Origin of the sequence: Bacillus sp. HMSC036E02 (genome assembly GCF_001836235.1) — a bacterium.
In the GTDB taxonomy this organism is placed as follows: domain Bacteria; phylum Bacillota; class Bacilli; order Bacillales; family Bacillaceae_G; genus Bacillus_A; species Bacillus_A cereus.
Window position 1 is genome coordinate 174083 of sequence record NZ_KV827856.1, and the last position, 24883, is coordinate 198965.

Sequence of the window (24883 nt, forward strand, 5' to 3'; positions counted from 1 at the left end):
CATCTTTATCTTAAACAAACATATCGAGTAGTAAAACTCCTCCAAAAGCGATAAATGAAAGTAATGTTTCTAATACTGTCCATGTTTTAAATGTTTCTTTCACTGTTAAACCTAGGTATTCTTTTACCATCCAGAACCCAGCATCGTTTACGTGAGAAAACATTAACGCTCCTGCACCTGTTGCAATGACGAGTAATTCTAAATTCACACCTGTCGTATTTTCAACGATTGGCGAAACGATACCGGCTGCTGTTGTTAAAGCGACTGTCGCTGACCCTGTCGCAATTCGAATTAACCCAGCTACTATAAATGCTAATACAATTGGAGATAGAGCTAAATGCTCAGACATTTGAGCAATAGCATTCCCTACCCCACTATCGATGAGAATTTGCTTAAATCCCCCGCCGGCACCAATAATCGCAACAATTGAACCGATTGGTAATAAGCTATCTTCTGTTATCTTCTTAATAGCTTTTTTATCGATACCTTGACGAAATCCAAGAAAATAGAACGCCGTAAAACATGCAATCAATAGTGCAATTATAGGACTACCGATTAATGTGACAATCTTCATCAAAGTATTAGAAAGAGGCACATAAGGAGCTGCTGCAGCTAAAACCATTAACATAACAGGTAACAATATAACTAAAAATGAAACTCCTATTCCTGGTAATTTCGTTGATTTTGTATTTACACGAATCAATTCTGGCTCATTTTCAGGAATTACACGTTTGTGAATCCATTTCGCAAATATAGGACCTGCAATAATCGCTGCAAAAAATGTAATAATGAGTGAATACATTAGTACCTTCCCAAGATTCGCTTTATAAATACCAATTGCAACTATGGCCCCTGGATGCGGAGGAACAAGGCCGTGTACGACAGATAGCCCAGCAATTGCTGGTAATGCTATCAATAAAATATTTTGTTTCGTTGTTTTATGAATTGAAATTACTAACGGCAGTAATATTAAAATGCCTACTTCAAAAAACACCGGGATTCCAATAATAAAACCTGCAATTAACATAGCCCATGGTAAGTTTTTTATCCCAAAGGATTTTATAAAGAACTCTGCCACCTGCATTCCAGCACCTGACTCTGCCATCATTTTCCCTAAAATTGTACCTAATACTAAAATACCTACTAAATGCCCGAGAACACTGCCGACTCCCGTTTCATAAGCACTCACTATTTTATCCATTGGCATCCCAGACATAATTGCTAAAAACAAACTTGCAATCGTTAAACTAATAAATGCATGCCATCTCCACCACGATACCCCTAAAATAACAATTACGATTGATAATAATGTAATCATTAAAAGGTACATATTCATACGCAGTTCCCCCCCTTTATGTAAACCCTTTCAAAATTGCTATACAATTAAGAGAACCTATATAGTTCTTTCATGAGTAAGAATTTATATATCGATATACAAATCATCTTCACAAAATAATAATTTATACAAAAAGAATCTCCCTTATCAGAGATACATGTTAACTCACCTCTCTGATAAGGGGATTTCTCTTCCATAATTATAATGTTATTGTGATAAACGCTTCGTGCGATCAATTTTCCCTTTTTTAAAAGTGAATGACACTTTCTTCTCTTGCTGTTTTCACGTAGTAAGACTACAAACTCAGGTTCCAGTTTAAACGATGAAGTTACTTAGGATTTGTCTTCTCATGAAAAACAATTTTCGGAAAGCACCTTCACTTTCATAACATTATAATTTAGGCGCTTTCGCCCAATCAGCAGCAAATTTCTCAATACCTTGGTCTGTTAATGGGTGCATAGCAAGTTGTTCAATTACTTTATAAGGGATTGTTGCAATGTGAGCACCTGCCATCGCTACACGAGTTACATGATCTGGATGTCTAACAGAAGCCGCAATAATTTGTGTATCTAGTTGATGAACATCGAATAATTCAGCAATTTTAGCAACTAATAGTACACCATCTTCAGAAATATCATCTAAGCGTCCTAAAAATGGCGAAACGTACGTTGCACCTGCTCGAGCAGCTAAAAGTGCTTGGTTCACCGTGAAAATAAGTGTAACATTCGTTTTCACACCTTTTTCAGTAAGGTAGCGACAAGCTTCTAATCCTGCTAACGTCATCGGAAGTTTAATTGTAACTTTTTCATCGCCACCGTTAATTTTAATCAGTTCTTCTGCTTGGGCGATCATCTCTTCAGCTGTAACAGCATCTGGCGTTACTTCTGCCGAAACAGATTCAACTTTAGGAACTGCCTGACAAATTTCTGCAATACGGTCTTCAAATTTAATGCCCTCTTTTGCTACTAAAGAAGGATTCGTTGTAACACCAGCTAAAACTCCAAGTTTATATGCTTTTTTTATATCCTCAAGATTTGCAGTATCAATAAAAAATTTCATGATTAATTCCCTCCAGTTTTTAAACGTTGATGAGTTACATGTTTAATATGCTTATCCCGTAAAAGCCCGATTGGTGTGGAATGAAGCCCCTACTTATTAAAGTTTCACTTTATTTCTTTTCTACTGCATGTCCGCCAAATTCATTGCGCAGAGCTGCTACAACTTTTCCTGTAAATGTATCATTGTCTAATGAGCGGTAGCGCATTAATAGAGACATTGCGATAACAGGAGTTGCTGTTTGAAGGTCTAATGCTGTTTCTACTGTCCATTTTCCTTCACCAGAAGAATGCATAACACCCTTAATCTCATCCAGTTTTGCATCTTTAGAAAATGCATTTTCTGTTAATTCCATTAACCAAGAACGAATCACTGAACCGTTGTTCCATACTCTTGATACTTTTTCATAATCGTAGTCAAATTCACTCTTCTCTAGAATCTCAAATCCTTCACCAATAGCAGCCATCATACCGTATTCAATTCCGTTATGAACCATTTTTAAGAAGTGACCACTACCAGCTTTTCCAGCATATAAGAATCCATTTTCTACAGCAGTATCGCGGAAGATAGGTTCAACGATGTCCCAAGCTTCTTGATCTCCTCCGATCATGTAACAAGCACCATTACGAGCGCCTTCCATTCCGCCAGAAGTTCCTGCATCCATAAAGTGAATGCCATCTTTCTTTAATTGCTCATATCGGCGGATAGACTCTTTATAATGTGAATTACCAGCTTCAATTAAAATATCTCCTTTTGATAAAAGTGGTGTAACCTCATCAATAACAGAATCAACAACAGCGTGTGGTACCATTACCCAAAGAATTCTTGGTGATTGTAATGACTGAACAAGTTCACTTAAACTAGATGTACCTGTTGCCCCGTACTCTTTCATTTCTTCTACTGCGCTCGTATTTAAATCAAATGCTACTACTTCATGTTTATGATCCATTAAATTTTTCCCTAAATTTAATCCCATTTTACCTAACCCAATTAATCCTACTTGCATAATATAATTCCTCCTCAAATCATCTTTTATTAAAAATCCATATCACTACAATCTGGAATACCTTTCAGCACTGAAATTTTAATATGTACAGAAAGGTATTCACAGTCATAGCTTAAGAATTCAACACATTTTTTGTAATTTGAACAACATTTTCTGTCTTAAATCCAAATAGATTCATGACTTCAGCTCCAGTACCTGAAGCTCCAAATGTTTCAATTGATAGTACTTTTCCTTCTTGTCCTACATAACGTTCCCAACCAAGAGATACACCCATTTCAAGAGATACTCGTTTCGTTATAGAAGACGGAAGAACGGATTCTTTATATTCGTTCGATTGGTGATCGAATAACTCCCAGCTCGGCATTGCAACGATGCGAACAGAAACTTGATCTTCTTCTAATTTTGCTTTCGCACTAGCAGCTAAGGATACTTCAGAACCTGTCGCAATTAAAATCACATCCGGATTTTCATTCGTTTGTGTTAATACGTAAGCTCCTTTAGAGAGATTCTCTATGTTCGCTTTCGTTTCATTAAACACCGGTAAATTTTGACGGCTCAGTACTAAAACGACTGGACCATCCGTTTGCTGTAAAGCATACGCCCAAGCACTTGCTGTTTCATTTGCATCTGACGGACGGATAACTGTTAGACCAGGAATTGCTCGAAGAGCTGCCAATTGTTCAATTGGTTCATGCGTTGGACCATCTTCTCCTACAGCAATCGAATCATGTGTAAATACGTAAGTAACAGGTAACTTTTGCAGTGCAGCCAGTCGAATGGACGGACGAAGATAATCATTAAATACAAAGAATGTACTTACGAAAGGTTTTACTCCTCCATGAAGCGCCAATCCATTCGCTGCAGCGCCCATTGCATGTTCACGTACACCGAAATATATATTTCGTCCAGCATACGATTCTACCGCGTACACAGCTTCACCTTTTATATCTGTCATAGTGGAATGAGAAAGATCTGCACTTCCACCGAAAATAGAAGGAATCGATTTCACATAATAATTAATAGCTTCCCCACTTGCAACACGAGTGGAAATCGTTTTTTCAGTATCAAAAGATAGAATGTCTTTCGCTTCAATTAAAACCTCACCTGTAATCGCTTTTTCTAATTCATCTGCTAGTGTAGGATTCGACTCTCTGTATGAGTTGAACTGCTCATTCCAGTCATTTTCTTTTTCAATACCTTTTTGTTTCAGTTCATTAAAATGAGCTTTTACTTCTTCAGGTACAAAGAAATCTTCCTCATAATCCCAACCATACACTTGTTTTGTCGCTGTCGCTTCTTCTACTCCAAGCGGATTACCATGTGCTTTGTTCGTTCCAGCAACTTTTGGACTTCCATAACCTATAATGGTTCTAATTTCTATAAGAGTGGGTTGATCCGTATTTTCTTTCGCTGATTGAATAGCTTTTGTAATCGCATCAACATCGTTTCCATCTTCAACTCTTACATATTGCCAATGTACAGATTCTGCCCTTTTCTGAATATCTTCAGAGAAAGCAATGCCTAATTCACCATCAAGTGAAATTTCATTTGAATCATACAGTACAATTAACTTGCCAAGTTTCATATGTCCTGCCATTGACATCGCTTCATAAGCGACACCCTCCATTAAGTCACCATCTCCGACTAAAGCATACGTATTGTGATCTATAATAGAGTGACCATCCTTATTAAACTTCGCTGCTAAATGAGCTTCTGCCATTGCCATTCCGACAGCATTAGCAATCCCTTGTCCTAACGGGCCTGTAGTCGCTTCAACTCCAGGAGTATGACCAAACTCAGGATGTCCTGGTGTTTTACTATTTAACTTTCTGAAATTTTTCAAGTCATCAATTGAAACATCATATCCAGCTAAATGAAGTAAGCTATATAACAGACTAGATCCATGTCCCGCCGATAAAACGAAACGATCACGGTTAAACCATTCTGGGTGATTAGGATTGTAATTTAAATGATTCGCCCATAATGCATAAGCCATTGGTGCTGCTCCCATCGGAAGACCTGGATGACCTGAGTTTGCCGCATTAATAGCATCAATCGATAACGTACGAAGTGTATTCACTGCTAATTGATTTATGTTTTGTGTCATAGTAATCGTCCCCCTAAATGCTTTTATTAAAGAAAGTACTTATTTTTCCGTCTCTTGATCTAACCACCATTTAAATCCACTTTCTTGCAACAGTTCATTAGACGCTTCTGGACCATATGAACCAGACTCATATTCATAAAGCGGCAATAAGTTTTCCTCGAACGCTTCAAGAATTGGTTGTACCCATTCCCATGACAATTCAACTTCTCTCCAATGTGCAAAGAATGTAGCGTCTCCACTCACAGCATCATGAATGAGTCTTTCATACGCTTCAGGTACTCCCACATCCGCTTGCTCACAAGTAAAGTTAATACGCATCGGTTCAATTTCTCCATTTTTCAATGGATTTTTACTGTTTAACTGTAATGAAACGTTCTCACCTGGACTAATTTCAATTATTAATAAGTTAGGTGCTGCATTTGGATTACTATCTTGATATTGCTGTTTTAACGTATTTTTAAATTCAATTACAATACGAGTAGACTTTTCTTTCATTCGTTTGCCTGTTCGTATATAGAAGGGAACGCCAGTCCAAAATGGATTATCGATCCACAGGCGAGCAGCAACAAATGTGTCTATGTTAGAAGAAGGATTTACTCCTGGCTCCTCTTTGTATGCTACAACTTGTCCGCCTTTTATCTCACCTGCAGCGTATTGTCCGCGAATGATATGGCTTTGAACGTCTTCTTTTTTCACTTTACGAAGCGTTTCCATTACCTTTCGCTTTTCCTCTCGAATTTCACATGCATTAACCTTTTCCGGCAGATTCATAGCAGTCATCATTAATATTTGTAACATATGATTTTGAACCATATCTCGAATGGCCCCTGCCTGGTCATAATATCCTGCCCTTTCTTCAACCCCAACTGTTTCACTCGCTGTGATTTGCACATTCGCTATATGTTCTTTATTCCAAATTGATTGGAGAACAGGATTTGCAAATTCTAATGCTTCAAGGTTTTGAATCATCGGTTTACCTAAATAATGATCAATACGGTATATCTCGTCTTCTTCAAACGTGCGACTAAGCTTATCATTCAGCTCACGAGCAGATGTAAGGTCGTGCCCGAATGGTTTCTCAATCATCAGACGTTTCCATCCATCCGTTTTATCAAGTCCGCTTTCCTTAATATTTAAAGCAATGGTCTCGAAAAATTCAGGAGCAACGGAAAGATAAAACATTCTATTTCCTTTTATATGTAATTCTTCTTCCCTTTCACGAACGACTTGTAATAACCTCTCATAGTCTTCCGGCTTACTCACATCTAATGGACAATAGCGAAAATTATCTAGAAAACCTTCCAGTTCCGGAGTACCTTCTTCTCTATGACGGGAAAACGTCTCTATTGATTCTTTTATTCTTTCTTGAAAATCTACATGAGATACTTGACGTCTCCCAAGCCCGATAACGGATATTTGCTTTGGAAGCTTTTGATCTCTATATAAATTATATAGTGCTGGGTAAATTTTGCGTTTCGCTAAGTCCCCTGTCGCTCCAAATAAAACAAAGGTCATTGATTCCAATTTCAGTCCCCCTCTTGTTGTATAATCCTTGTCAATATTTTAAAAATGAATTGTACAGAAGCTCATGTTTTATAAAAACAAAGAGTTATCAAATCCCAATTCTTTTTATACCTTTCGCTTTTTAATTGTCCCCAATATTAATAGTGGCAATTCAAAGCATTTCTACCACAACTTACTTATTTATAGAATTTAACGAAACATTTTATATCAGATTACTTTTAGTAATTAAATAATCTTATGTCTAATATATTAACCACATAAATTATTATCGTCAATAAAAATGTCTTGAATTACATACGATTTATTTCGTAATACTTTTCTAAGTGTATTCCTAGTTACCATTCATTTTCAAAGATAATGATCGTTATAATAAATATCATTTTTATCAAAACATTCAATTAATTTAGCGCTAAACTCACGAGCAGACGTTACATTATAACCAAAAGGCTTCTCTATAATAAGACGATTTAATCCTTTTGTAGCTCACAATCCACTTTCTTTCCTTCATTCATATAAATCTATACTTTTCATATTTCTACTCAAAATTGATAGGCAATACTGTAACACCACATTGTTGCCTATTGTAATCGTTATAACTTTCTTTGTGCTACGAGTGTTATTATAAATCGGCCATAACATGAATAGCAGTACGTACTTTAAAGTGATGTAGCACTTTAAAATACCTATACTAAGTGAGTAATAATAAACATAATGAATAAATCATGCTGCAAAAATAACATCTACCCTTTCTTCAAAAAGCTTTACAGTAGTTTTTAGAAGTACGTTACATTATTTCATTTCATGCACTTTCCTCTTCTTTATATAAAATTCTCACTAACAAAATTCAAAATATTATACTTATTTTTCGTACTTTGCTATGCTATAACCACAAACAGGAGGTATAAACTATGAAAGCACAAATTATCCATTCTTTTGGGGATTCATCTGTATTTCAATTAGAAAAAGTTTCAAAACCAAGACTTTTACCAGGTCATGTTCTAATCGATGTAAAAGCAACAAGTGTAAATCCAATCGATACAAAAATGCGTAGTGGGGCCGTTTCAGCCGTCGCTCCTGAGTTTCCAGCTATATTACACGGCGATGTAGCTGGTATTGTTATTGAAGTAGGAGAAGGTGTTTCGAAATTCAAATCAGGGGATAAAGTATACGGATGTGCCGGAGGTTTTAAAGAAACTGGAGGTGCACTTGCAGAATTTATGCTTGCTGATGCACGATTAATTGCTCACAAACCTAACAATTTAACAATGGAAGAAGCTGCTGCTCTACCATTAGTTGCAATTACAGCTTGGGAATCTTTATTTGATCGTGCAAATATTAAACCTGGTCAAAATGTTCTCATTCATGGAGCTACTGGTGGCGTAGGACACGTAGCCATTCAACTAGCTAAATGGGCAGGCGCTAAAGTTTTTACAACAGCTTCTCAGCAAAACAAAATGGAAATAGCCCATCGTTTAGGAGCCGATATAGCTATTAATTATAAAGAAGAATCTGTTCAAGAATATGTACAAAAACATACGAACGGAAACGGATTTGAAGTTATATTTGATACAGTAGGCGGCAAGAATCTTGATCATTCTTTTGAAGCTGCTGCGGTCAATGGAACTGTCATAACTATTGCAGCTCGTTCAACCCATGACCTCTCTCCTTTACACGCAAAAGGACTCTCTCTGCACGTTACTTTTATGGCATTAAAAATATTACATACAGATAAGCGTAATGATTGCGGAGAAATCTTAACGAAAATAACGCAAATTGTAGAAGAAGGAAAACTTCGTCCATTGCTAGATTCTAAATCTTTTACGTTTGATGAAGTTGCACAAGCACATGAATATTTGGAGTCAAATAAAGCAATAGGTAAAATAGTTTTGAAAAACGTTTGGTAACTTTCACTAAATAATACAAATAACAAATGTTTGTTGTTTGAAAATAACAGCGAGATCGCTTCGCCTTATCTTTTTCTTAAGAGGCGTGCCACAACCTTAAAAGCTTTCCATCCTTTACAACAAGTAAAAAAATAACAGCTGAATTTTGAGGCGGGGTCTTACCGCCCGGCAAATAGCGGGATAACATTCAAAAACCTTGCAGAAAAATTCTACAAGGTTTTTGTCTATAAATACAAATTAATCACTATATTAAAATGAAAGAGTTTGTAATTCATCACAATAATATTAAATATACGCTGCTTTAAAGGCTTGTTGGACAGCTTGTACTTCTAATGAGTCTTTACCATATAAGTTCGTTGCTACACGAATACAAGCTTCTTTTAATTCTTTAAAATCAGAAGTCATATTTAATTCATCCGTATTTGCATAATAGAAAATATCAAACATTTTATCTTCTCCAATGCCATGTACGTTTACTCCATTATGGCTTCCACCACTAGCAATCAAGTAAGCTACTTTATTAATAATGCTAGAGTTCGTGTGTACACCACCATGATCGTGGTCAGCATCAATAGGTAAGTTATTATAATGCCTATAATCCTCTGGATATCTAGAAGAGATAGATGATGGGTTTTTCATATCTCTAAAAATACGACCTGATTGTTCTCCCATTGTCCAATTGAACTTTCCGTTATTGGCATACTTTTCAACGGCTACTCCTAAAATATCAGATAACGCTTCATTAATTGCACCAGCTTCTCCCGCGTACTCAAGTCCAGACTCATTTCTTGTAACCGCGTGTGTAAATTCATGTCCTGCCACATCAAATGCTCTAACAATTGGATCTCCGTATACTAGCATAGCGCCATTACTAAATGCATTAAACCACTGCTTAGGATTTCCTTTATTCGTACCATTTGTGTTCCAACCATGAACGACAGAAATTACTTTTTGTCCGTTATTATCAAAGCTGTTACGGCCATATTTTTCTTGATAAAAATCATATACTTTCGTTGCTAAATAATGGGCACTAACTGCTTTAGGATCTGTAAAATTTGTAGAATTACTTGTTACTAAATCATCGAGATAACCCCATACATTTCTTCTATAATTATTATAATCTTTATAATTAGCAGTATATGTTTCAATTCCCTTACCACGAGAATAATCTGCAAGCATGTACGTTCCATCACTTCTTTGTGTAATTCCAAACGTACGATTAATACCTAAGTCATCTTTTCCTGTACCTGTTAATTTTGAAGGATCTGTTGATTTATTTGATGTCGCAGATTGGACAATACTACTCTCTACTTGTATACCCAATTTTTGAACGAGTTCTTTTAATAGATTACCACCAAAAGCATCAATTAATACTGTACCGGATACATATTCAGGTGTAGATGCACTAAAAGTAATTTGATATGCGTTTGTAGCTTTATTTGTATTTTCATCTACATATACCACTTGTTTAATTTCTGGTTCTTCAATAAATGTGAGATCATTTCCATAGATGTTGAAAAGCTGTTTCTTTGCATCCTCTTCTGATAGAGTAATAGGTTGTTTCAAATCTTCCTGTTGTTGTAAATCTTGGGCACTATCTCCCGAAACGCTCGTAAGTACACCATCATCATTAATATGTGCTGTTAGTTGATATCCGTATACATCACGTCCTTCATACGTTTGTTGAAGACGTACCAATGTAGTACCATCATAGGATTTACGACTTTGCGTAACATTATAATTAACTTTGGATTCCGTATTAACTTGCTTTGATGATAATGCTTGTTCTGTTTTTCCTTTTAGTGCATCCTTTGCTACATTTTCTGCCGAATTTTGAGAAGGTGCTGTTAAATTACCTGTTCGGAACGTATCTTCCTTTGTTTCCACTTTTAAATCTTCTGTTTCCGCATGTACTCCTCCATAAGGCATAATCGCCGATAACACCACTCCTGTAGTTAGACCTACCTTTACGAAATTATTCATATTTTTACTCCTTTATAATCGTATTATTAAATTAAATAAATGTATTTTAGAATTTTAAGCATAGATAAAAAATTTTAACTATAGCCAATCGTTTTTTACATACCTCTACATACATAGGTTAATAGATTGGTTTGCTACTTTTTTAGATTCAATTCAATTCATTTCTCAAAAATTACTCATTATATAAGCTATCTTTATATTTATTCATATACGTTATTTTTTGTGGTTCTGATAACATATTTATTGCCATCCACACATTCTTTTTCATTTCTAATTTTTGCATTGGTATCTCTTTTAAAAACTGATTACCTATAATCGCTTCCATTTCTTCATCAATTCTTTGTATAAGATTTTCTTCTGGATTATTTTGCAAAGAAGTATTTTTCAATCCCAATTTTGTTATTATAAATTCATTCGTTTTATTCATAGGATTAATAATAGTAGCTTTACTAGTTAATCGTTTTTTTATTTCATCATGATAGATTTTAATTCTATATCCCTCTTTTAGTGGAATGATATCTTTTACAATTGTTACATTTGTTCCTTCCATTTCCTTCGTATAAATTTTTTCACCTTTTTCATTAAAGACCTCTATCGATGCATATTTTTCACCTGCATAATAGCTATGAGGCGTTTTAGTAGTAATCGTAAAAATAGCTCGATTTTGCTCTAAGTCTGTATTTAATACGGCAAACTGATCATCTCCTAATCCTAGGAATTGAATCGTTTCATTTACCAACTTACTCACTTTCATTTCGTTAATATCAATCTTTAGACTATTATCTTTTTCTTTTACATAGGCATAATACGAACTGAAATGGTACATACTATTCGTTTTCCCACCTGAAATTTCAACCGTATACACTCCATTTGGTATGTCTTGTAAATTGATATCTGTTGTTTCAATTGTTTTCTCTTGAATAACTGTATTCCCTTCTTTTAATTTAATTTTTCCTCCTTTTAATGTATCTATTTCATTTGTATTTAAATGGATATGCAAATTCCCTTTTAGCCCAAGTGGAGCAATTTGCTGATTCGTAACTATTTCGAAGTTGGAGTTTATCGGAATATCAGGATCAACTATAGCTCTTGCTTTCGCTAATTGTGATTCAGGCACTATATAAGCTAAAGAAGTAACAGCCGGAAAACCTTTCGCCCTATTCATCTCTATTTGTTTATGATTAAGCTTAAAGCCCCACCTTTCAAAAACAGGTGTAAAATCAACTTGTCCATTCTCACTATAATACTGATTCATTAAATCTGGTAAAGAATGGTCACCTTTTTTGAAAGCAGCATTGCTAGCTAGTTTTCGATAACCTTGATACATTTTTGCAAATGCTTCATCGCCAGCTTTTTGTTTCGCCATCGTTAAAAGAATAAGTTTTTGTCGTAAATCTAAATCATCATAATTTTTATTTTCTTTCATTAAAGCATTATATAAATTCCGTTCTACCTGTTCCTTTTTCCCGAAATTAAACAACCAACCAAGTTGATCTGCTTTTTTGCCGTATTTACTATATTGATATTGAACACCAAATAGATTATTAGAAACTTCTCCTGTAAATATTCCTTGATTATCAAAACCAGCTTGGTATCCATGAGCGATTTCATGTAAAGTTCCCCAACTTAGTTTATCTAGCCACATCTTTGTACTATCTGTACTATTCGCTGTCCAATTTGTGCCATAATAGGCACCGCCAGCACCAGATATATCTGCTTTTAAGAAATAACGATTTTGACTTTTTTTATTTTCAAACGTTGAGCCATCTAAACCAATAATTGAATCATACATCACAAAAATATCTTCATAATACGCAATTAACTCATCCAATGATTGAAAATCTTTTAAAGATCTTACTAACTCTTTATCTTTTTTAGGTACAAATAATTGAAAACTCTCCCCTTGAAGTAACGCATACTCTCCATCAAATTGATCCCATGTACTAAAAAATTGAGATACACTTCCTTGTTGTTTATAAATGGGAAGGGGTTTAGTAGCACTTTCATTCCCTACTTGGTACTCAAGTACAGCGTGCTCTTCACCATACGGAGTATCTATGAAAGGAACTAAAGACGTATCACCTTGGATAGTAACCCATTCATTTCCTACTTGTATGAATTTTTCATTTTTTGAGTCATTAGACAATAAACGTAATGTTAATTTGTCTTTAAAATTAGGATTTGTTTGTCTTACCTTTAATGGTGTATTTCTCTTCAAAATAAATCCTAAATCTTGTCGATCATGATATTTCCCCTTACTTATGCCCGCCTGAAATATCCAAGTAGGCTCTTCTAAACTAGTAATTTTTTTTGCATTTATTCGTTCATCAGCATGTAAGTGTATATTTCCTATGAGGAAAAACATTGTATACATTAGGCCTATAACAAGTAACCTTTTCATTTGCATATCTCCTTCTCTATTTTTTTATATACAAAATACAATAAAGCCCTCCTTCTTCACTTATAATTGTCGTCAATAAGTTACTTATCAGTGTAATTATTATAGTTACATTAACTCGTGATTATCAATCATTAAATGTATGTAATTTTGCATATATGAATATTTTGTGATAAATTCCAAAATATCGTATAATTATCAATATTTTTTCAGACATTATTCAATAAAAAAAACACGAAGACTCTTAAGTCTTCATGTTTTTTATACATGTTATTACACTTGTGATTGAATTAATTACTAAAATCTTTTTAATCGTAAAAAATCAATTATTTTTAGGCTGATAGCCGTACCTAATCTTTTACAATTTACTTATTCTTTTTGTTCTGTAATATTAAATTTTGAAACCAATTCCGTTAATTCTTCCACCTTTTCTTTCATTTTGTTGGATTGGATTGATATTTGTTCAATTGATACGGCCTGTGATTGAATTGAATTTACAGTTTGAAGAGTCTCCTTTTTCACATCCGTTGCAGTTTCAGAAACTAGCGAAAGAGAAGCATTTACTTCTTCTGTACCAGCAGACATCTCTTCTGTCGCTGCGGATACTTCTTGAATTTGACCTGTAATCTTATCAATATCTCTCATAATAGACAAGAAGGTTTGATTCGCTTTGTAAGCAGCTTCTTTTCCTTCTACTGCCTTTTGTTGTCCTTTTTGCATGACATTAACTGTATCTTGGGTATCTTTTTGAATGGATTTTATTAAATGATTAACTTCTTTGGCAGATTCTTTAGATTGCTCAGCCAAGTCTCGAACTTCTGCGGCAACCACTGCAAATCCTTTCCCATTCTCTCCAGCACGTGCCGCTTCAATAGCGGCATTTAAGGCAAGAAGATTCGTTTGTTCGGCAATATTAGTAATTGCAGCGAGAGCTGTATCAATCTGTTGTGTACGTGTAACAAGTTTATTTATTACTTTTGATGTTTCCTCGACAACATCATGCACACTATTCATTTGAAGAATAGAGTGATTTATCACTTCACTACCGATATTTATTCGTTCTGTAGTCGTTACTGCTACCTCAGCGACTACTGCTGAAGATTCAGCTACAGTTTGCACCCCGGTTGTAATTTCTTCCATTGAGGATGAGCTCTCCTGAATACTAGTTACCTGTCCTTCTATTTTTGTTTTTACTTCTAAAACAGTCTGTACAACCTCATTTGAAATACTAGACGCTCGATTTGTATCTTGTAATACACCCTCCGTAGTAAAAATAACCTCTTGTGTTGTCATCTTAACATTCGCAATTAATTGTTGAAGGTTATCTAACATACTATTAAAAGACTGAACAATATGCCCTAATTCATTATTTGCTTTATAAGGAGTACGTGTTGTTAAATCTCCAGCTGCTACTTTTTCCATATCATTTTGTAGTAATGCAAGTGGTTTTCGGATAGTTAATTTAATAACATATCCAATTAATATAATTATTAAAATTGCTAAAATCGAAATACTAACAAACATTATCATTGTATTTTGAGCACTATTATTATTTTCCTTCTGTAAAAGCTCTGCATTATTACTATTATATAAAATCAATTCACGAATTGATTTTATTGATTTTTGCATATTAGGTTCAATCTCTTTTAGATAATATGCATATGCTTCCTCATTATTAGACTTCCCTAATTCTTGTGCTTTCTTCATTTGAGTCCTTAATTCATTAAATGTTTCATGAAACGTGTTATATAATTCTTTTTCTTTAGTAGAAATAAGTTTAGCCTCAAACTGCTTTAAAAGATGATCATTTTCCTTACGAATCCCATCCATTTCTCTTATTAATTCGTTCATTCTTTTTTCATCTTTTGATAACATTATTTCCATAAAGTTCATATTAACGTGATAAAAATTAGATTCTACAATTCCAATCCACTCAATTGGCAGTAAATTATCCTCATACATATTAGAGGAAGTACTTTTCCCTCTTTCTAACCCCCAAAACCCTATTAGGGATAATACTATACATGCAATACTTGATATAGTTATTAATATGTTTAGTTTTGTACCAATCTTACTGTTTCTTAATAATTCCAATTCACTTTCTCCATTCTAATATATAGTTTAATTAATGTATTTTATACCAAGAATCCAAAAATTACGATGTTTATTTTGTAATATGTAAATTTGCATATCGTCCACTACTGATTCAAAATAACCTAACATTGTAATTTTCGTTTTCCAAAAATTCATGATCATGAACACATCTCATTAATTCTTGAACTTCTTACCCAAAATATCCGCATATACTGTGGCACCAGGGAAAACCATCACTGGTATGATATATAAATTACGCTTCCATACAAGACTAGCTTAAAAATATTTTTCTTATTGCTCATTTTTCTATTCCCCCTCTATTAGAAGTACTCCTAGCACATCACACTAATAAAAACGATAATATTAAAAAATAAGGAAAGACATAATACGTATGTCTTTCCTCTAAAATTGTAATACTCAATATGCTCTTGGCTCTATTTGATTTTCCATTTAAATCCTCACATATCTTTCTTTATAATATCTCCTAACTCCATCCAATTTGTAATACGCGGGATATTGAGATATTGATTGTAAGAAGTAGTTTTTGCATATACATTTATCGGTTTTCCTATTAACGTTTCTAAAACAGCCGGCTTATCATCAAAGAAATAGTTTAATTTTATTTCTTGTATAAAGTGTATTTTTTCTTCATCCTTCATTCCATAGAAAAAGCGATCTTCATGTACCGGAAATCCTTTTTCTATTAACCATTTTTTTGTTTGCTCTCCATGCTCTTTAGGTCGCGCCGTTATATAGTAAATTTCATGTCCCTGTCTTTCTAATTCTTGCAATGTCTCTACAGCATACGGAAACGGTGAACAAGAAGTATAATAAATCTCATCCAGCAAACTATTCCACATATGACCGCCTTCCTCGGAAGTCATGCCAAATGCTTCATGAATTTCAATTGTTTTTAAAGAATGGAATACATCCAACCCTACTTTTTTGTTTAATTTCTTATTATATAAATGAAAAGCATGCTGCCTTAAATCAATTAGTGTATCATCGATATCAAATCCAAACTTCACTCTTCATCGCTCCTTTCTGCAATCCATTTATCGGAACATATAAGTAGTTTTTATTCCCCTTATTGCTCATCTTTCCGATATGCTGGATAGCCAATAAATCTATAATCTTTTCCAATCTGGGTAAATGATATATCCTTAAATTCAATTGCATCTTTCATTTTAGTAATACCAGTCCCCTCTACAAAACTAGGCGCCAATCTACCTCCAATAATTTTAGGTGCGAAATATAAAATAATTTTATCCATTAGTTTATTTTCAATAAACGAAGCATTTACTTCTCCACCACCTTCAATAAGCAGGGAGGAAACTCCTTTTTGTCCTAAAACATCAAGCATTTCATGTAAGTTTATATGCTTTTCTCCGCTAGTAACAAATACTTTAACTCCTGCATTTTCTAATGCTTTCTTTTTTTCCTCTGCATGATTACTTGTTGTAAATATCCAGGTAGGAGCTTCTCTATCTGTAACAACGTTAGCTTCCATCGGTATGCGTAATGTCGAGTCCAATATTACTCGAATTGGATTTCGGCCATTTGGAATACGCGTTGTCAATGATGGATTATCCTTTTGAACAGTATTCGCTCCTACTAAAATAGCCGCATTTTCGTTTCGTATTTGGTGTACTTCTTGTCTTGCTTCTGTAGATGTAATCCACTTACTACCCGATAAAGACGTAGCGATTTTCCCATCTAATGTAACTCCTGATTTAATCGTTACAAATGGGCGCTTTGTCAAAATATATTTATTAAAGACTTCATTCATTTTTTTAGATTCTTCTTCACACACTCCTACAAGTACTTCAATACCTGCATCTTGTAGAATTTTAATTCCACGTCCAGAAACAAGCGGGTTTGGATCAAGTGTAGCAACTACTACCTTCTTAATTCCTGCTTGTACAATTGCTTCAGCACAAGGCCCTGTTCTACCATGATGAGAACAAGGTTCAAGAGTTACATAAATTGTACCACCACGTGCCTGTTCTCCAGCCATACGTATCGCATGTATTTCGGCATGTGGTTCTCCGGCCTTCATATGTGCTCCGACCCCTACAATTCGATTATCATTTACAATTACAGATCCAACCAATGGATTTGGAGTCGTTTGTCCCTTCATAGCCTTGGCATTTTCTAGTGCTAGCTTCATATACAATTCATGCTCAAGCATGTAAGTGTCCCCCTTCAAAATGTCCAGAACGCTGAATCTTCGTTTGCAAATATTTCTCATTAAACTCTGAGACATCACCCCATAACGGTTCACGACTCGTAACATTTAATCCAGCTTTTTGTAACGCTTCTAATTTTTTCGGATTATTTGTAATAAGTTTTACAGGTTTTGAGCGTAGCGCTTTTAATACTTCAATTGTATCATCATAGTTTCGAACATCATCTTCAAAACCTAGGTTCAGATTAGCTTCTACTGTATCTAACCCATTTTCTTGCAAGAGGTACGTCATCGCTTTACTAAACAAGCCAATTCCTCTTCCTTCATGATTCGCTAAGTAAAATAAAGCACCTGAACCATGTTCTGTAATCATTTGTAAAGACTGCTTTAATTGGAATCCACAGTCACAACGTTTACTACCAAAGATATCACCGGTGTGACAAATACTATGCATACGAATTAGGGCATCTTCAGAATTCTCAAAATCACCATATACAAGTACACTAGATTGCTGCATATCAGCTAAATTAATAGATGAGAGTTTTTCGATAATTCCTTCTACACTATTTGTAACCTCACTACATTGTAACCAAGAATACCATTGAAAAACTTTAGTCTCCCCATATAAATTAATTGGCAATTTGATAGGGCCTACTAAATAAATATCCTTTCCATCTTGATGTATAAATTGAATTTTATCTTCTAACATATGAATTGTATCTGTTGTAACCATTTGGTACCTCCTAGTATAGAGAATCTCTAAAATTCTCTTCCATTGTTATATTTTTTATTGTTTAACTTACACAACGTAAGTGTTTTTACAGATGCTATTCTTTTTTCTCTCAGCTTATATGCAATATGTATCATTACAACTTTGGCCATTTAAAGAAAAGAGTTTTAGTTACATAAAACAACTTAGTTACTTTATGTAAGTGAGTATACATTCGTAATCAATTTACGTCAAGTAATTAATTATAAAAACATTTGTTACTAATAGTAAGATGTTATATAATTTATTTTAGGAGGTGAAGGAAAATGAATGATTCTACATTATGCCCTCGCTTTGAAAAAGGAATGAAATTTTTTAGTCAACGATGGACAGCACTAATTATTTACCAACTTTTTTCTGGATCTCAGCGCTTTTGTACACTTGAATCTTCTCTTCCTGTTAGCGGAAGATTACTTTCAGAAAGATTGAAAGAATTAGAACTAGAAGGAATTGTCGAACGTAAAGTCTTTCCTGAGACACCAGTTCGTATAGAATATTCTTTAACTCAAAAAGGATTTGCTTTAGAAGCTATTATTCGCGGAATAGAAGAATGGTCACAGGAATGGATAGAACTTGAGGAATAACATAAAAGCTTTTTCGTATATAGTTTTAAGTAATCAAATTACAGATACCTATTATTAAAACGCTAATTTTTCAAGCATTTATGAAAAGCTAGCGTTTTTTAATAAATAAAATGTAAGAAATAAAGCAAGGTGATCAAAATGATCACCTTGTTCCCTTACAGATTAAAATAGTGTTTTAAAATCTTTTATTCATACATACTCGATTAATAAAAAAAACGAATAAGCTTTTTTATTAATAAACAGTTTTATTTTTACAATACAGTTAGCTTCCCCTGCTATTTGCGGACAGTAAGACCACCACTGATTAAATTTCCATTTTATTACATTCGAATATTACTTATGAAATTTCACACGCTCTTCAAGTGGTTGGAATTCTTTTTCACCTGGTGCAGCTGTTGGATTACCAAATGGCATTTGTGCAATTAGTTTCCAATTAGCAGGGACATTCCATTCTTGTTTTACCTCATCGTCAATTAATGGATTATAATGTTGTAATGATGCCCCTAATCCCTCTGCTTCTAAACCTGTCCACACGACTAATTGGTGCATGCCTGATGCTTGGTGTGACCAAATTGGGAAGTTTTCAGCATATGCAGCAAACTTTTCTTGAAGCGATTTAACGATAGCCTCATCTTCAAAGAATAATACTGTTCCATAACCAGCTTTAAAAGAATCCATTTTTTGTTGCGTTCCTGAAAAGTCTCCATCTCCAACTACTTTTCTTAATGTTTCAGTGGTAATATCCCATAATTTATCATGAGCTTCACCAAATAATACAACTAATCGTGCAGTTTGAGAATTGAAAGCGGATGGAGTATATTTCACAGCAAACTCCACGATTTCTTTAATTTTTTCATCCGATACTTGTACCTCTTTATTAATCCCATAGTAAGTACGTCTTTCTTTCAGTGCAGTATAGAAATCTTTTGTCATAATTCCGTTCCTCCTAAGTTTTAATATTCTTCAAAATGATACATCTCGAAGATAGTATGCGTTTAAATGAGTTCATTTTTGAATCATTGAACTTCCTAGCACCCATTGCCAGTCATTCTAAATCTAAACACACTGCTTCCTTCAGTTTTCCTAAAAAAAGCCTTATAACATCATTCATAAAATCTAATCATCATTCGGTACTATTTTACCCATTCTCTATTCATGTATCCTGCTTGTTTCATATTTACACAAATATGAAATGTAGCTACTTTAATCACCAAATTTCACATTAATTTAGAGCATCTTCAATTACAGCAATTTCGCTCACTCGAACAAAACGATGCAATTTAAAGAACATTGTAAAATTAAATACTACCTGTAAAAGAACCCTCTTAGCCGACTATAAGAAAAAATAATAAAAAGCCAAAAACGAACAATAATATGTTCATTCTTGGCTTTTACTTAACCATCACATTTATTTTTACTATTGCTTCAAATGATTTTTAACTGCCCTTATTACCAATTCGTGATCTTCTTCTGGTGGTAATCCTGAAACTGTTATCATTCCAATAACCCCTACGTTTTTTATTCTGATAGGAAAACATCCACCAAACGCAGCGTATTCTGAAGTATCTAAAAGATATTTTTCATTATAGGAGACCCCAGTTATTTCACTTTGTATCTGCATATAATACGAGCTACGATCATGCAGGGAAACGACTCGTTTTTTACGCTCAATCCATTTCGTATTTTCCTCATTTGTCCCTGTCATCTTGAAATGAAATAATTGCACACCATTTTTCGTTATATCAACAGCAATCAATTTCCCCTCTTGCTTTGCTGTTTCAACGATAAATAAACCTAGTTGCAAGGCATCTTCATTTGTAAAAGAGGAAAATTGAAGTGTTTCCTCCTCTTTTAAAATTTGTTTACTTATTTCATTCAAATTTGAAGTACTCATATCTTTAACCTCCATAATTGTTTTATGCCACACCGACATTTTTCCGAAATTATTAGGCCATATAGTACAACCTTTCAATCAATCTGATTCTAAATAAACTACTGTAACATCTTTGGTAACTAGTAGTACCGTAAAGCCTGTTTTCTTCTTACTGGTGCTATTATGAATGACATTCAAAGTTATAAAAAGTACTATTCTACTTATCCCTATCTTACAGAGACTATTATGAAATATATTTAACATCTTAAAAATGTATGTACTAAAGAATAATATTTTTAATCACTAACTTTTTTGATCAATCGTTATAATCCAATTTCATCAAAATTTTTATCAATTATTACACTATCCAACAATAGGAGGAAACAAAGATGGATGAAAATATATCCAAAAGCTGAAAAGCAGTTGAGTCCCTTGAGAGAATAGTTATAATTCACTACATATAGAAATAGACATACAAAAACGCCATCCTTTCCTATAATTCTAAAGAAAGAATAGCGTATTCTTTTCAAAAATGAGTTCTTTTATTGAAAAACTTTGATTCTATATTATACATAAAAGGGCAACCAATGCTAAAACAGCTGGAAGTCCTTGTTTCACAATAATTGATTTATTAGATGTGAAACCTCCGAAAATAGCTGCTATCACCACACAAATCACGAAAAATAATTGGACCATATAACCAATTGGATTGAGCCCAAGTACAAGTCCCCAAATGAGACCAGCCGCTAAAAATCCATTATATAAACCTTGGTTTGCAAACATAATGGCTACGTTTCGATCTCCTTCTAAATGCTTCGGTAATTTGAAAGCACGTTTCGCTACTTTTGAATCAATAAAAAACATTTCAAGGATCATGATAAACAAATGTTCTAATGCTACGATCCCGACTAAAATAGCTGCGATTATTTCCACACTATTCTGCCCCCTACACTCTCTATTCTTTAATATTCTCTACATTTTTTTGCATCTGTAATAGAACATGAATAAGTATTTTGCGTTCTTCTCCACTGATATTTACGAACATTTCCTTCATAAAATGTTCCTTTTCTTTCTTGTTAAAATATTAATTGATGTATCAATTATTGATACATCAATTAATATACATCTCTCTTTTTATTTTTGCAAGTTTTTTGCTCAATTGGTTTTATTTTGTTCCAGCAACTTTAAACCAATTCAAAACATCAGTTCGTATTTCTAGAAATCATAATTACTTTAAGTTCATTCTGACAATCATATTTAACTACATATATAAAAGAATTGAGTTATATCTCCATCAATTTATAAAAATTAATTTTTTCTAAAAACAGATACTTTACGTTTTTTATAGTAATAAAAATCATTTTTGTTTCAGAGGCAATCCATTTTGTTAGCTTGATGGGCATAGGATAGCACCCAGATGACGAACCAATTATCTTTCAAGAAGACGGCTAGAAAACTGGATTTGGTACAGGAATTGCCTACTTCCCCCGATTCAGATAGTACTAATTTAGAGCTAATTGCTCCAAAAGGTCCATTTAGACGTGATTAATTAAAATATATTAATACTGAAAAACCACCTTTATGAGAGGTGGTTTTTTGTTGCTAATGGTGAAGATTAATATTGAGGTCTGATTGAGACCTATTCCTTTTCCACATCTTTCATCATACCATCGAAAGAATAGTCTTATAGCTATTTCAAATATTTCGGCAGTACTATATCGCTAGCAAGCTAAAATTTCATGGTACTCAAAAAAAATCTGCTGAATCATAACCAAAAAGTTCATTTTATCATTTCGGGGTAATTCGAAATTCTTAAGTTGTCGGGCACGGGGTACAGCTGAAAAACAGTGTATATTCATTAACTTCAAACTAATTTTGATGTAACAAAATTTGTATTTATACCTTTTTAACGAATTCAGATTTTAATTTCATAGCTCCAAAACCATCAATTTTACAATCAATATCATGATCTCCATCAACTAATCGGATACTCTTTACTTTTGTACCAATTTTTACAACTGATGAAGTTCCTTTTACTTTAAGATCTTTAATTACTGTTACAGAATCACCATCGTTTAAAATATTTCCATTTGCATCTTTAATTACCTTTGTATCTTCACTATTTTCAGCTTCTAATTCTAAAGTCCACTCATGAGCACATTCTGGACAAACAAAAAGATTCCCATCTTCGTAAGTGTATTCTGAATTACATTTTGGACAATTTGGTAAATTAGGCATATTTTTATTTCCTCCACTCGTTTTCGTTTATTCTATTAAATAAATATTATTTTTAATTTCCGTTTTTCGTTTAAATGTACGGAAAATATTCTCTTCTTGCTGTTTGATACTTATTTATTGAATGTATAAAAAAACTACTTGTTCACACCTTGTAAAAAATCTTCTCCACATTCTCCAAAGCAAACTTTCTTCTTCTCTACTTTTTTAATAAAATGATTAAAAAAGTAGATTAACTCAAACAAACTTTGTATGTGAAGTGAAATTTTTAAAAATCTAATGCATTTTCTTTATTCTTTATTGTATTGATTTCCTGAGATTGCTGAGAAAGCCCTGTACATTCATGAAAAGCAAAATGCTTACACCCTATACATTTTTTTGTATTCAGATGTCCTAAAGCACAATTAATTGCTTCTCCGGTATGATTAAAAAAGTTTTCTTCCCCAATCTCAGCGTACAATCCATTCTTATCTAGATTGGCTTTTAGCTCTGATTGAATTCCAGAAATAAGAAGTACGCCACCTTGTTTTTTGAAGTGCTGAACAATATTCCTAAAGTAAGACTCTCCTGTGGTATCAATAAAAGGAACTTTTCCCATACGTAAAATTAAAACATTAGGTTTATAATGAATAGTCGCTAAAATATTTTGTTCAAATGTTTGAGCAGCCCCAAAAAATAATGGCCCTTCTATTGTATAAATGCTAATTTGTGGGCAATCATGAGCTTTATTTACCACATGTGGTAGCAATTTTTCATTTCTTTTTGTATGATCAGGAAGCACTTTTGATATGACAAGCATATTACTCATACGTTTTGTAAACAAAATAATAGCTAATATAAGACCAATCTCTACAGCTGTTGTTAAACTAGTAAATACAGTAAGTAAAAATGTTACCAATAATACAAGAGAATCTCCCGTCTTCATTTTAAGTATGTGATAAAAATGTTTCTGCTCGCTCATATTCCAAGCTACCACCATTAAAATCGGGGCCATACTAGCAAGTGGAATATGTGAAGCATATGGCGCTAACAGTAGAAGTGTAAATAACACAAATCCTCCGTGAATAACACCCGCCATCGGAGATACAGCTCCACTCTTAATATTAGTTGCTGTACGTGCAATCGCTCCAGTTGCCGGAATTCCGCCAAATAACGGGGTAACAATATTGGCAATCCCCTGACCGATAAGCTCTTTGTTACTGTTGTGTTTACTATTTGTCATACCATCTGCCACGACAGCGGATAAAAGTGATTCAATTCCACCGAGCATCGCAATAACAAATGCAGGACCAATTAACTGCTTTATACGTTCTAATGTGATTTCTGGTATATCAAAATGAGGAAGTGTATTTGGAATCGTACCATATGCTGTACCAATAGTAGGTACATAACCTGAGAAAAATACAGTTGCAATTACAGTTGAAATAACAACACCTACTAATGAACCAGGCACTTTTGGTAAAATCTTTGGTGTTATGAGTATAACAAAAAAGCAAATCAAAGCAGTTATAACACTATAAAAATTGGTAGTACTGATATGAGTGAAGAGTTCCTTCAAATTCGCTAGAAATTCCTCATGCTTTTTTATACCTGTTAAACCTAAAAAACTAGCAATTTGTCCCGTAAAAATAATAACAGCAATACCTGAAGTAAAACCAATTGTTACAGGACGTGGAATAAACTTAATTAAAGAGCCTAGCTTGAAGATTCCCATAAGACATAAAATAATTCCAGCTAACAAACCCGCGAGTAGTAAATTTTCGTATCCATAGGTAATTACAACTCCTAAAAGAATCGGAACAAAAGCACCTGTAGGTCCTCCAATT

The 24883-nt window shown here is 33.8% G+C and carries 19 protein-coding genes and 1 pseudogene; 2 read left to right on the top strand and 18 right to left on the bottom strand.

Annotated elements, in window-relative coordinates:
- Nucleotides 1-10: 10 nt before the first annotated feature.
- From gntP to HMPREF2590_RS29240, 6 genes and pseudogenes are all read right to left on the bottom strand, one after another.
- Nucleotides 11-1336, bottom strand: coding sequence for a gluconate permease GntP (gene gntP, locus HMPREF2590_RS19080; RefSeq protein ID WP_050822006.1), 1326 nt, complete (start codon nt 1334-1336; stop codon nt 11-13).
- A 390-nt stretch (nt 1337-1726) separates the two neighbouring features.
- Nucleotides 1727-2395, bottom strand: coding sequence for a fructose-6-phosphate aldolase (fsa, locus tag HMPREF2590_RS19085; RefSeq protein WP_000667676.1), 669 nt, complete (start codon nt 2393-2395; stop codon nt 1727-1729).
- A 109-nt stretch (nt 2396-2504) separates the two neighbouring features.
- The gene (gnd, locus tag HMPREF2590_RS19090) at nt 2505-3398 is read right to left on the bottom strand and encodes a phosphogluconate dehydrogenase (NAD(+)-dependent, decarboxylating) (protein WP_001195925.1); all 894 of its coding nucleotides are present in this window, start codon (nt 3396-3398) and stop codon (nt 2505-2507) included.
- A 112-nt stretch (nt 3399-3510) separates the two neighbouring features.
- Nucleotides 3511-5505 (bottom strand): transketolase, encoded by a 1995-nt coding sequence (gene tkt / locus HMPREF2590_RS19095; RefSeq protein WP_000193047.1) that lies wholly within the window; start codon nt 5503-5505, stop codon nt 3511-3513.
- A 39-nt stretch (nt 5506-5544) separates the two neighbouring features.
- On the bottom strand, nt 5545-7029 hold the full coding sequence (gene zwf / locus HMPREF2590_RS19100) for a glucose-6-phosphate dehydrogenase (RefSeq protein ID WP_000445364.1): 1485 nt from the start codon (nt 7027-7029) through the stop codon (nt 5545-5547).
- 348 nt (nt 7030-7377) lie between these two features.
- Nucleotides 7378-7530 (bottom strand): annotated as a pseudogene (locus HMPREF2590_RS29240) (glucose-6-phosphate dehydrogenase); the annotation flags it as partial.
- 407 nt (nt 7531-7937) lie between these two features.
- Between HMPREF2590_RS29240 and HMPREF2590_RS19110 the strand changes: the two are divergent.
- Complete coding sequence (locus HMPREF2590_RS19110) at nt 7938-8933, top strand: zinc-dependent alcohol dehydrogenase family protein (protein ID WP_000647265.1); 996 nt, start codon at nt 7938-7940, stop codon at nt 8931-8933.
- A gap of 285 nt (nt 8934-9218) precedes the next feature.
- Here the strand turns inward: HMPREF2590_RS19110 and HMPREF2590_RS19115 are convergent, their stop codons facing one another.
- The 7 genes from HMPREF2590_RS19115 to HMPREF2590_RS19140 form a co-directional block, all read right to left on the bottom strand.
- Entirely contained in the window at nt 9219-10916 is a 1698-nt protein-coding gene (locus HMPREF2590_RS19115) for a M4 family metallopeptidase (RefSeq protein WP_001058948.1), read from the bottom strand.
- 172 nt (nt 10917-11088) lie between these two features.
- Complete coding sequence (locus tag HMPREF2590_RS19120) at nt 11089-13317, bottom strand: putative mucin/carbohydrate-binding domain-containing protein (RefSeq protein ID WP_000826244.1); 2229 nt, start codon at nt 13315-13317, stop codon at nt 11089-11091.
- A gap of 366 nt (nt 13318-13683) precedes the next feature.
- Nucleotides 13684-15408 (bottom strand): methyl-accepting chemotaxis protein, encoded by a 1725-nt coding sequence (locus HMPREF2590_RS19125; protein ID WP_000421999.1) that lies wholly within the window; start codon nt 15406-15408, stop codon nt 13684-13686.
- A 27-nt stretch (nt 15409-15435) separates the two neighbouring features.
- The gene (locus HMPREF2590_RS30840) at nt 15436-15564 is read right to left on the bottom strand and encodes a hypothetical protein (protein WP_256325164.1); all 129 of its coding nucleotides are present in this window, start codon (nt 15562-15564) and stop codon (nt 15436-15438) included.
- 302 nt (nt 15565-15866) lie between these two features.
- Entirely contained in the window at nt 15867-16436 is a 570-nt protein-coding gene (locus HMPREF2590_RS19130; RefSeq protein WP_000668223.1) for a 5' nucleotidase, NT5C type, read from the bottom strand.
- Between the two features lie 59 nt (nt 16437-16495).
- On the bottom strand, nt 16496-17599 hold the full coding sequence (gene ribD / locus HMPREF2590_RS19135) for a bifunctional diaminohydroxyphosphoribosylaminopyrimidine deaminase/5-amino-6-(5-phosphoribosylamino)uracil reductase RibD (protein WP_000889430.1): 1104 nt from the start codon (nt 17597-17599) through the stop codon (nt 16496-16498).
- The gene (locus HMPREF2590_RS19140) at nt 17592-18329 is read right to left on the bottom strand and encodes a GTP cyclohydrolase II (protein ID WP_000258865.1); all 738 of its coding nucleotides are present in this window, start codon (nt 18327-18329) and stop codon (nt 17592-17594) included. The genes ribD and HMPREF2590_RS19140 overlap by 8 nt, the downstream gene beginning before the upstream one ends.
- 302 nt (nt 18330-18631) lie before the next feature.
- Here HMPREF2590_RS19140 and HMPREF2590_RS19145 point away from each other — a divergent pair, with 302 nt between their 5' ends.
- On the top strand, nt 18632-18949 hold the full coding sequence (locus HMPREF2590_RS19145; RefSeq protein ID WP_001000104.1) for a winged helix-turn-helix transcriptional regulator: 318 nt from the start codon (nt 18632-18634) through the stop codon (nt 18947-18949).
- A 333-nt stretch (nt 18950-19282) separates the two neighbouring features.
- Here HMPREF2590_RS19145 and HMPREF2590_RS19150 read toward each other — a convergent pair whose 3' ends face one another.
- The 5 genes from HMPREF2590_RS19150 to HMPREF2590_RS19175 form a co-directional block, all read right to left on the bottom strand.
- Nucleotides 19283-19882: a nitroreductase family protein gene (locus HMPREF2590_RS19150; RefSeq protein WP_000158938.1), complete on the bottom strand. Its 600-nt coding sequence runs from the start codon at nt 19880-19882 to the stop codon at nt 19283-19285.
- Between the two features lie 484 nt (nt 19883-20366).
- Nucleotides 20367-20882 (bottom strand): heme-degrading domain-containing protein, encoded by a 516-nt coding sequence (locus HMPREF2590_RS19155; RefSeq protein ID WP_002061924.1) that lies wholly within the window; start codon nt 20880-20882, stop codon nt 20367-20369.
- A gap of 501 nt (nt 20883-21383) precedes the next feature.
- Nucleotides 21384-21755, bottom strand: a complete 372-nt coding sequence (locus HMPREF2590_RS19160; RefSeq protein WP_000402471.1) for a DUF1304 domain-containing protein — start codon at nt 21753-21755, stop codon at nt 21384-21386.
- Nucleotides 21756-22718: 963 nt separating this feature from the next.
- The gene (locus tag HMPREF2590_RS19170; protein WP_001133198.1) at nt 22719-23060 is read right to left on the bottom strand and encodes a zinc ribbon domain-containing protein YjdM; all 342 of its coding nucleotides are present in this window, start codon (nt 23058-23060) and stop codon (nt 22719-22721) included.
- A gap of 265 nt (nt 23061-23325) precedes the next feature.
- The coding region (locus HMPREF2590_RS19175; protein WP_070861514.1) for a SulP family inorganic anion transporter at nt 23326-24883 on the bottom strand (1558 nt) is incomplete at its 5' end.

Excerpts from the sequence above, each read along its gene's own strand:
- gntP (WP_050822006.1), bottom strand. The coding sequence starts at position 1,336 with ATGAATATGTACCTTTTAATGATTACATTATTATCAATCGTAATTGTT.
- fsa (WP_000667676.1), bottom strand. The coding sequence starts at position 2,395 with ATGAAATTTTTTATTGATACTGCAAATCTTGAGGATATAAAAAAAGCA.
- gnd (WP_001195925.1), bottom strand. The coding sequence starts at position 3,398 with ATGCAAGTAGGATTAATTGGGTTAGGTAAAATGGGATTAAATTTAGGG.
- tkt (WP_000193047.1), bottom strand. The coding sequence starts at position 5,505 with ATGACACAAAACATAAATCAATTAGCAGTGAATACACTTCGTACGTTA.
- HMPREF2590_RS19110 (WP_000647265.1), top strand. The coding sequence starts at position 7,938 with ATGAAAGCACAAATTATCCATTCTTTTGGGGATTCATCTGTATTTCAA.
- HMPREF2590_RS19115 (WP_001058948.1), bottom strand. The coding sequence starts at position 10,916 with ATGAATAATTTCGTAAAGGTAGGTCTAACTACAGGAGTGGTGTTATCG.
- HMPREF2590_RS19120 (WP_000826244.1), bottom strand. The coding sequence starts at position 13,317 with ATGAAAAGGTTACTTGTTATAGGCCTAATGTATACAATGTTTTTCCTC.
- HMPREF2590_RS30840 (WP_256325164.1), bottom strand. The coding sequence starts at position 15,564 with ATGAATTTTTGGAAAACGAAAATTACAATGTTAGGTTATTTTGAATCA.
- ribD (WP_000889430.1), bottom strand. The coding sequence starts at position 17,599 with ATGCTTGAGCATGAATTGTATATGAAGCTAGCACTAGAAAATGCCAAG.
- HMPREF2590_RS19140 (WP_000258865.1), bottom strand. The coding sequence starts at position 18,329 with ATGGTTACAACAGATACAATTCATATGTTAGAAGATAAAATTCAATTT.
- HMPREF2590_RS19145 (WP_001000104.1), top strand. The coding sequence starts at position 18,632 with ATGAATGATTCTACATTATGCCCTCGCTTTGAAAAAGGAATGAAATTT.
- HMPREF2590_RS19150 (WP_000158938.1), bottom strand. The coding sequence starts at position 19,882 with ATGACAAAAGATTTCTATACTGCACTGAAAGAAAGACGTACTTACTAT.
- HMPREF2590_RS19155 (WP_002061924.1), bottom strand. The coding sequence starts at position 20,882 with ATGTCGGTGTGGCATAAAACAATTATGGAGGTTAAAGATATGAGTACT.
- HMPREF2590_RS19170 (WP_001133198.1), bottom strand. The coding sequence starts at position 23,060 with ATGCCTAATTTACCAAATTGTCCAAAATGTAATTCAGAATACACTTAC.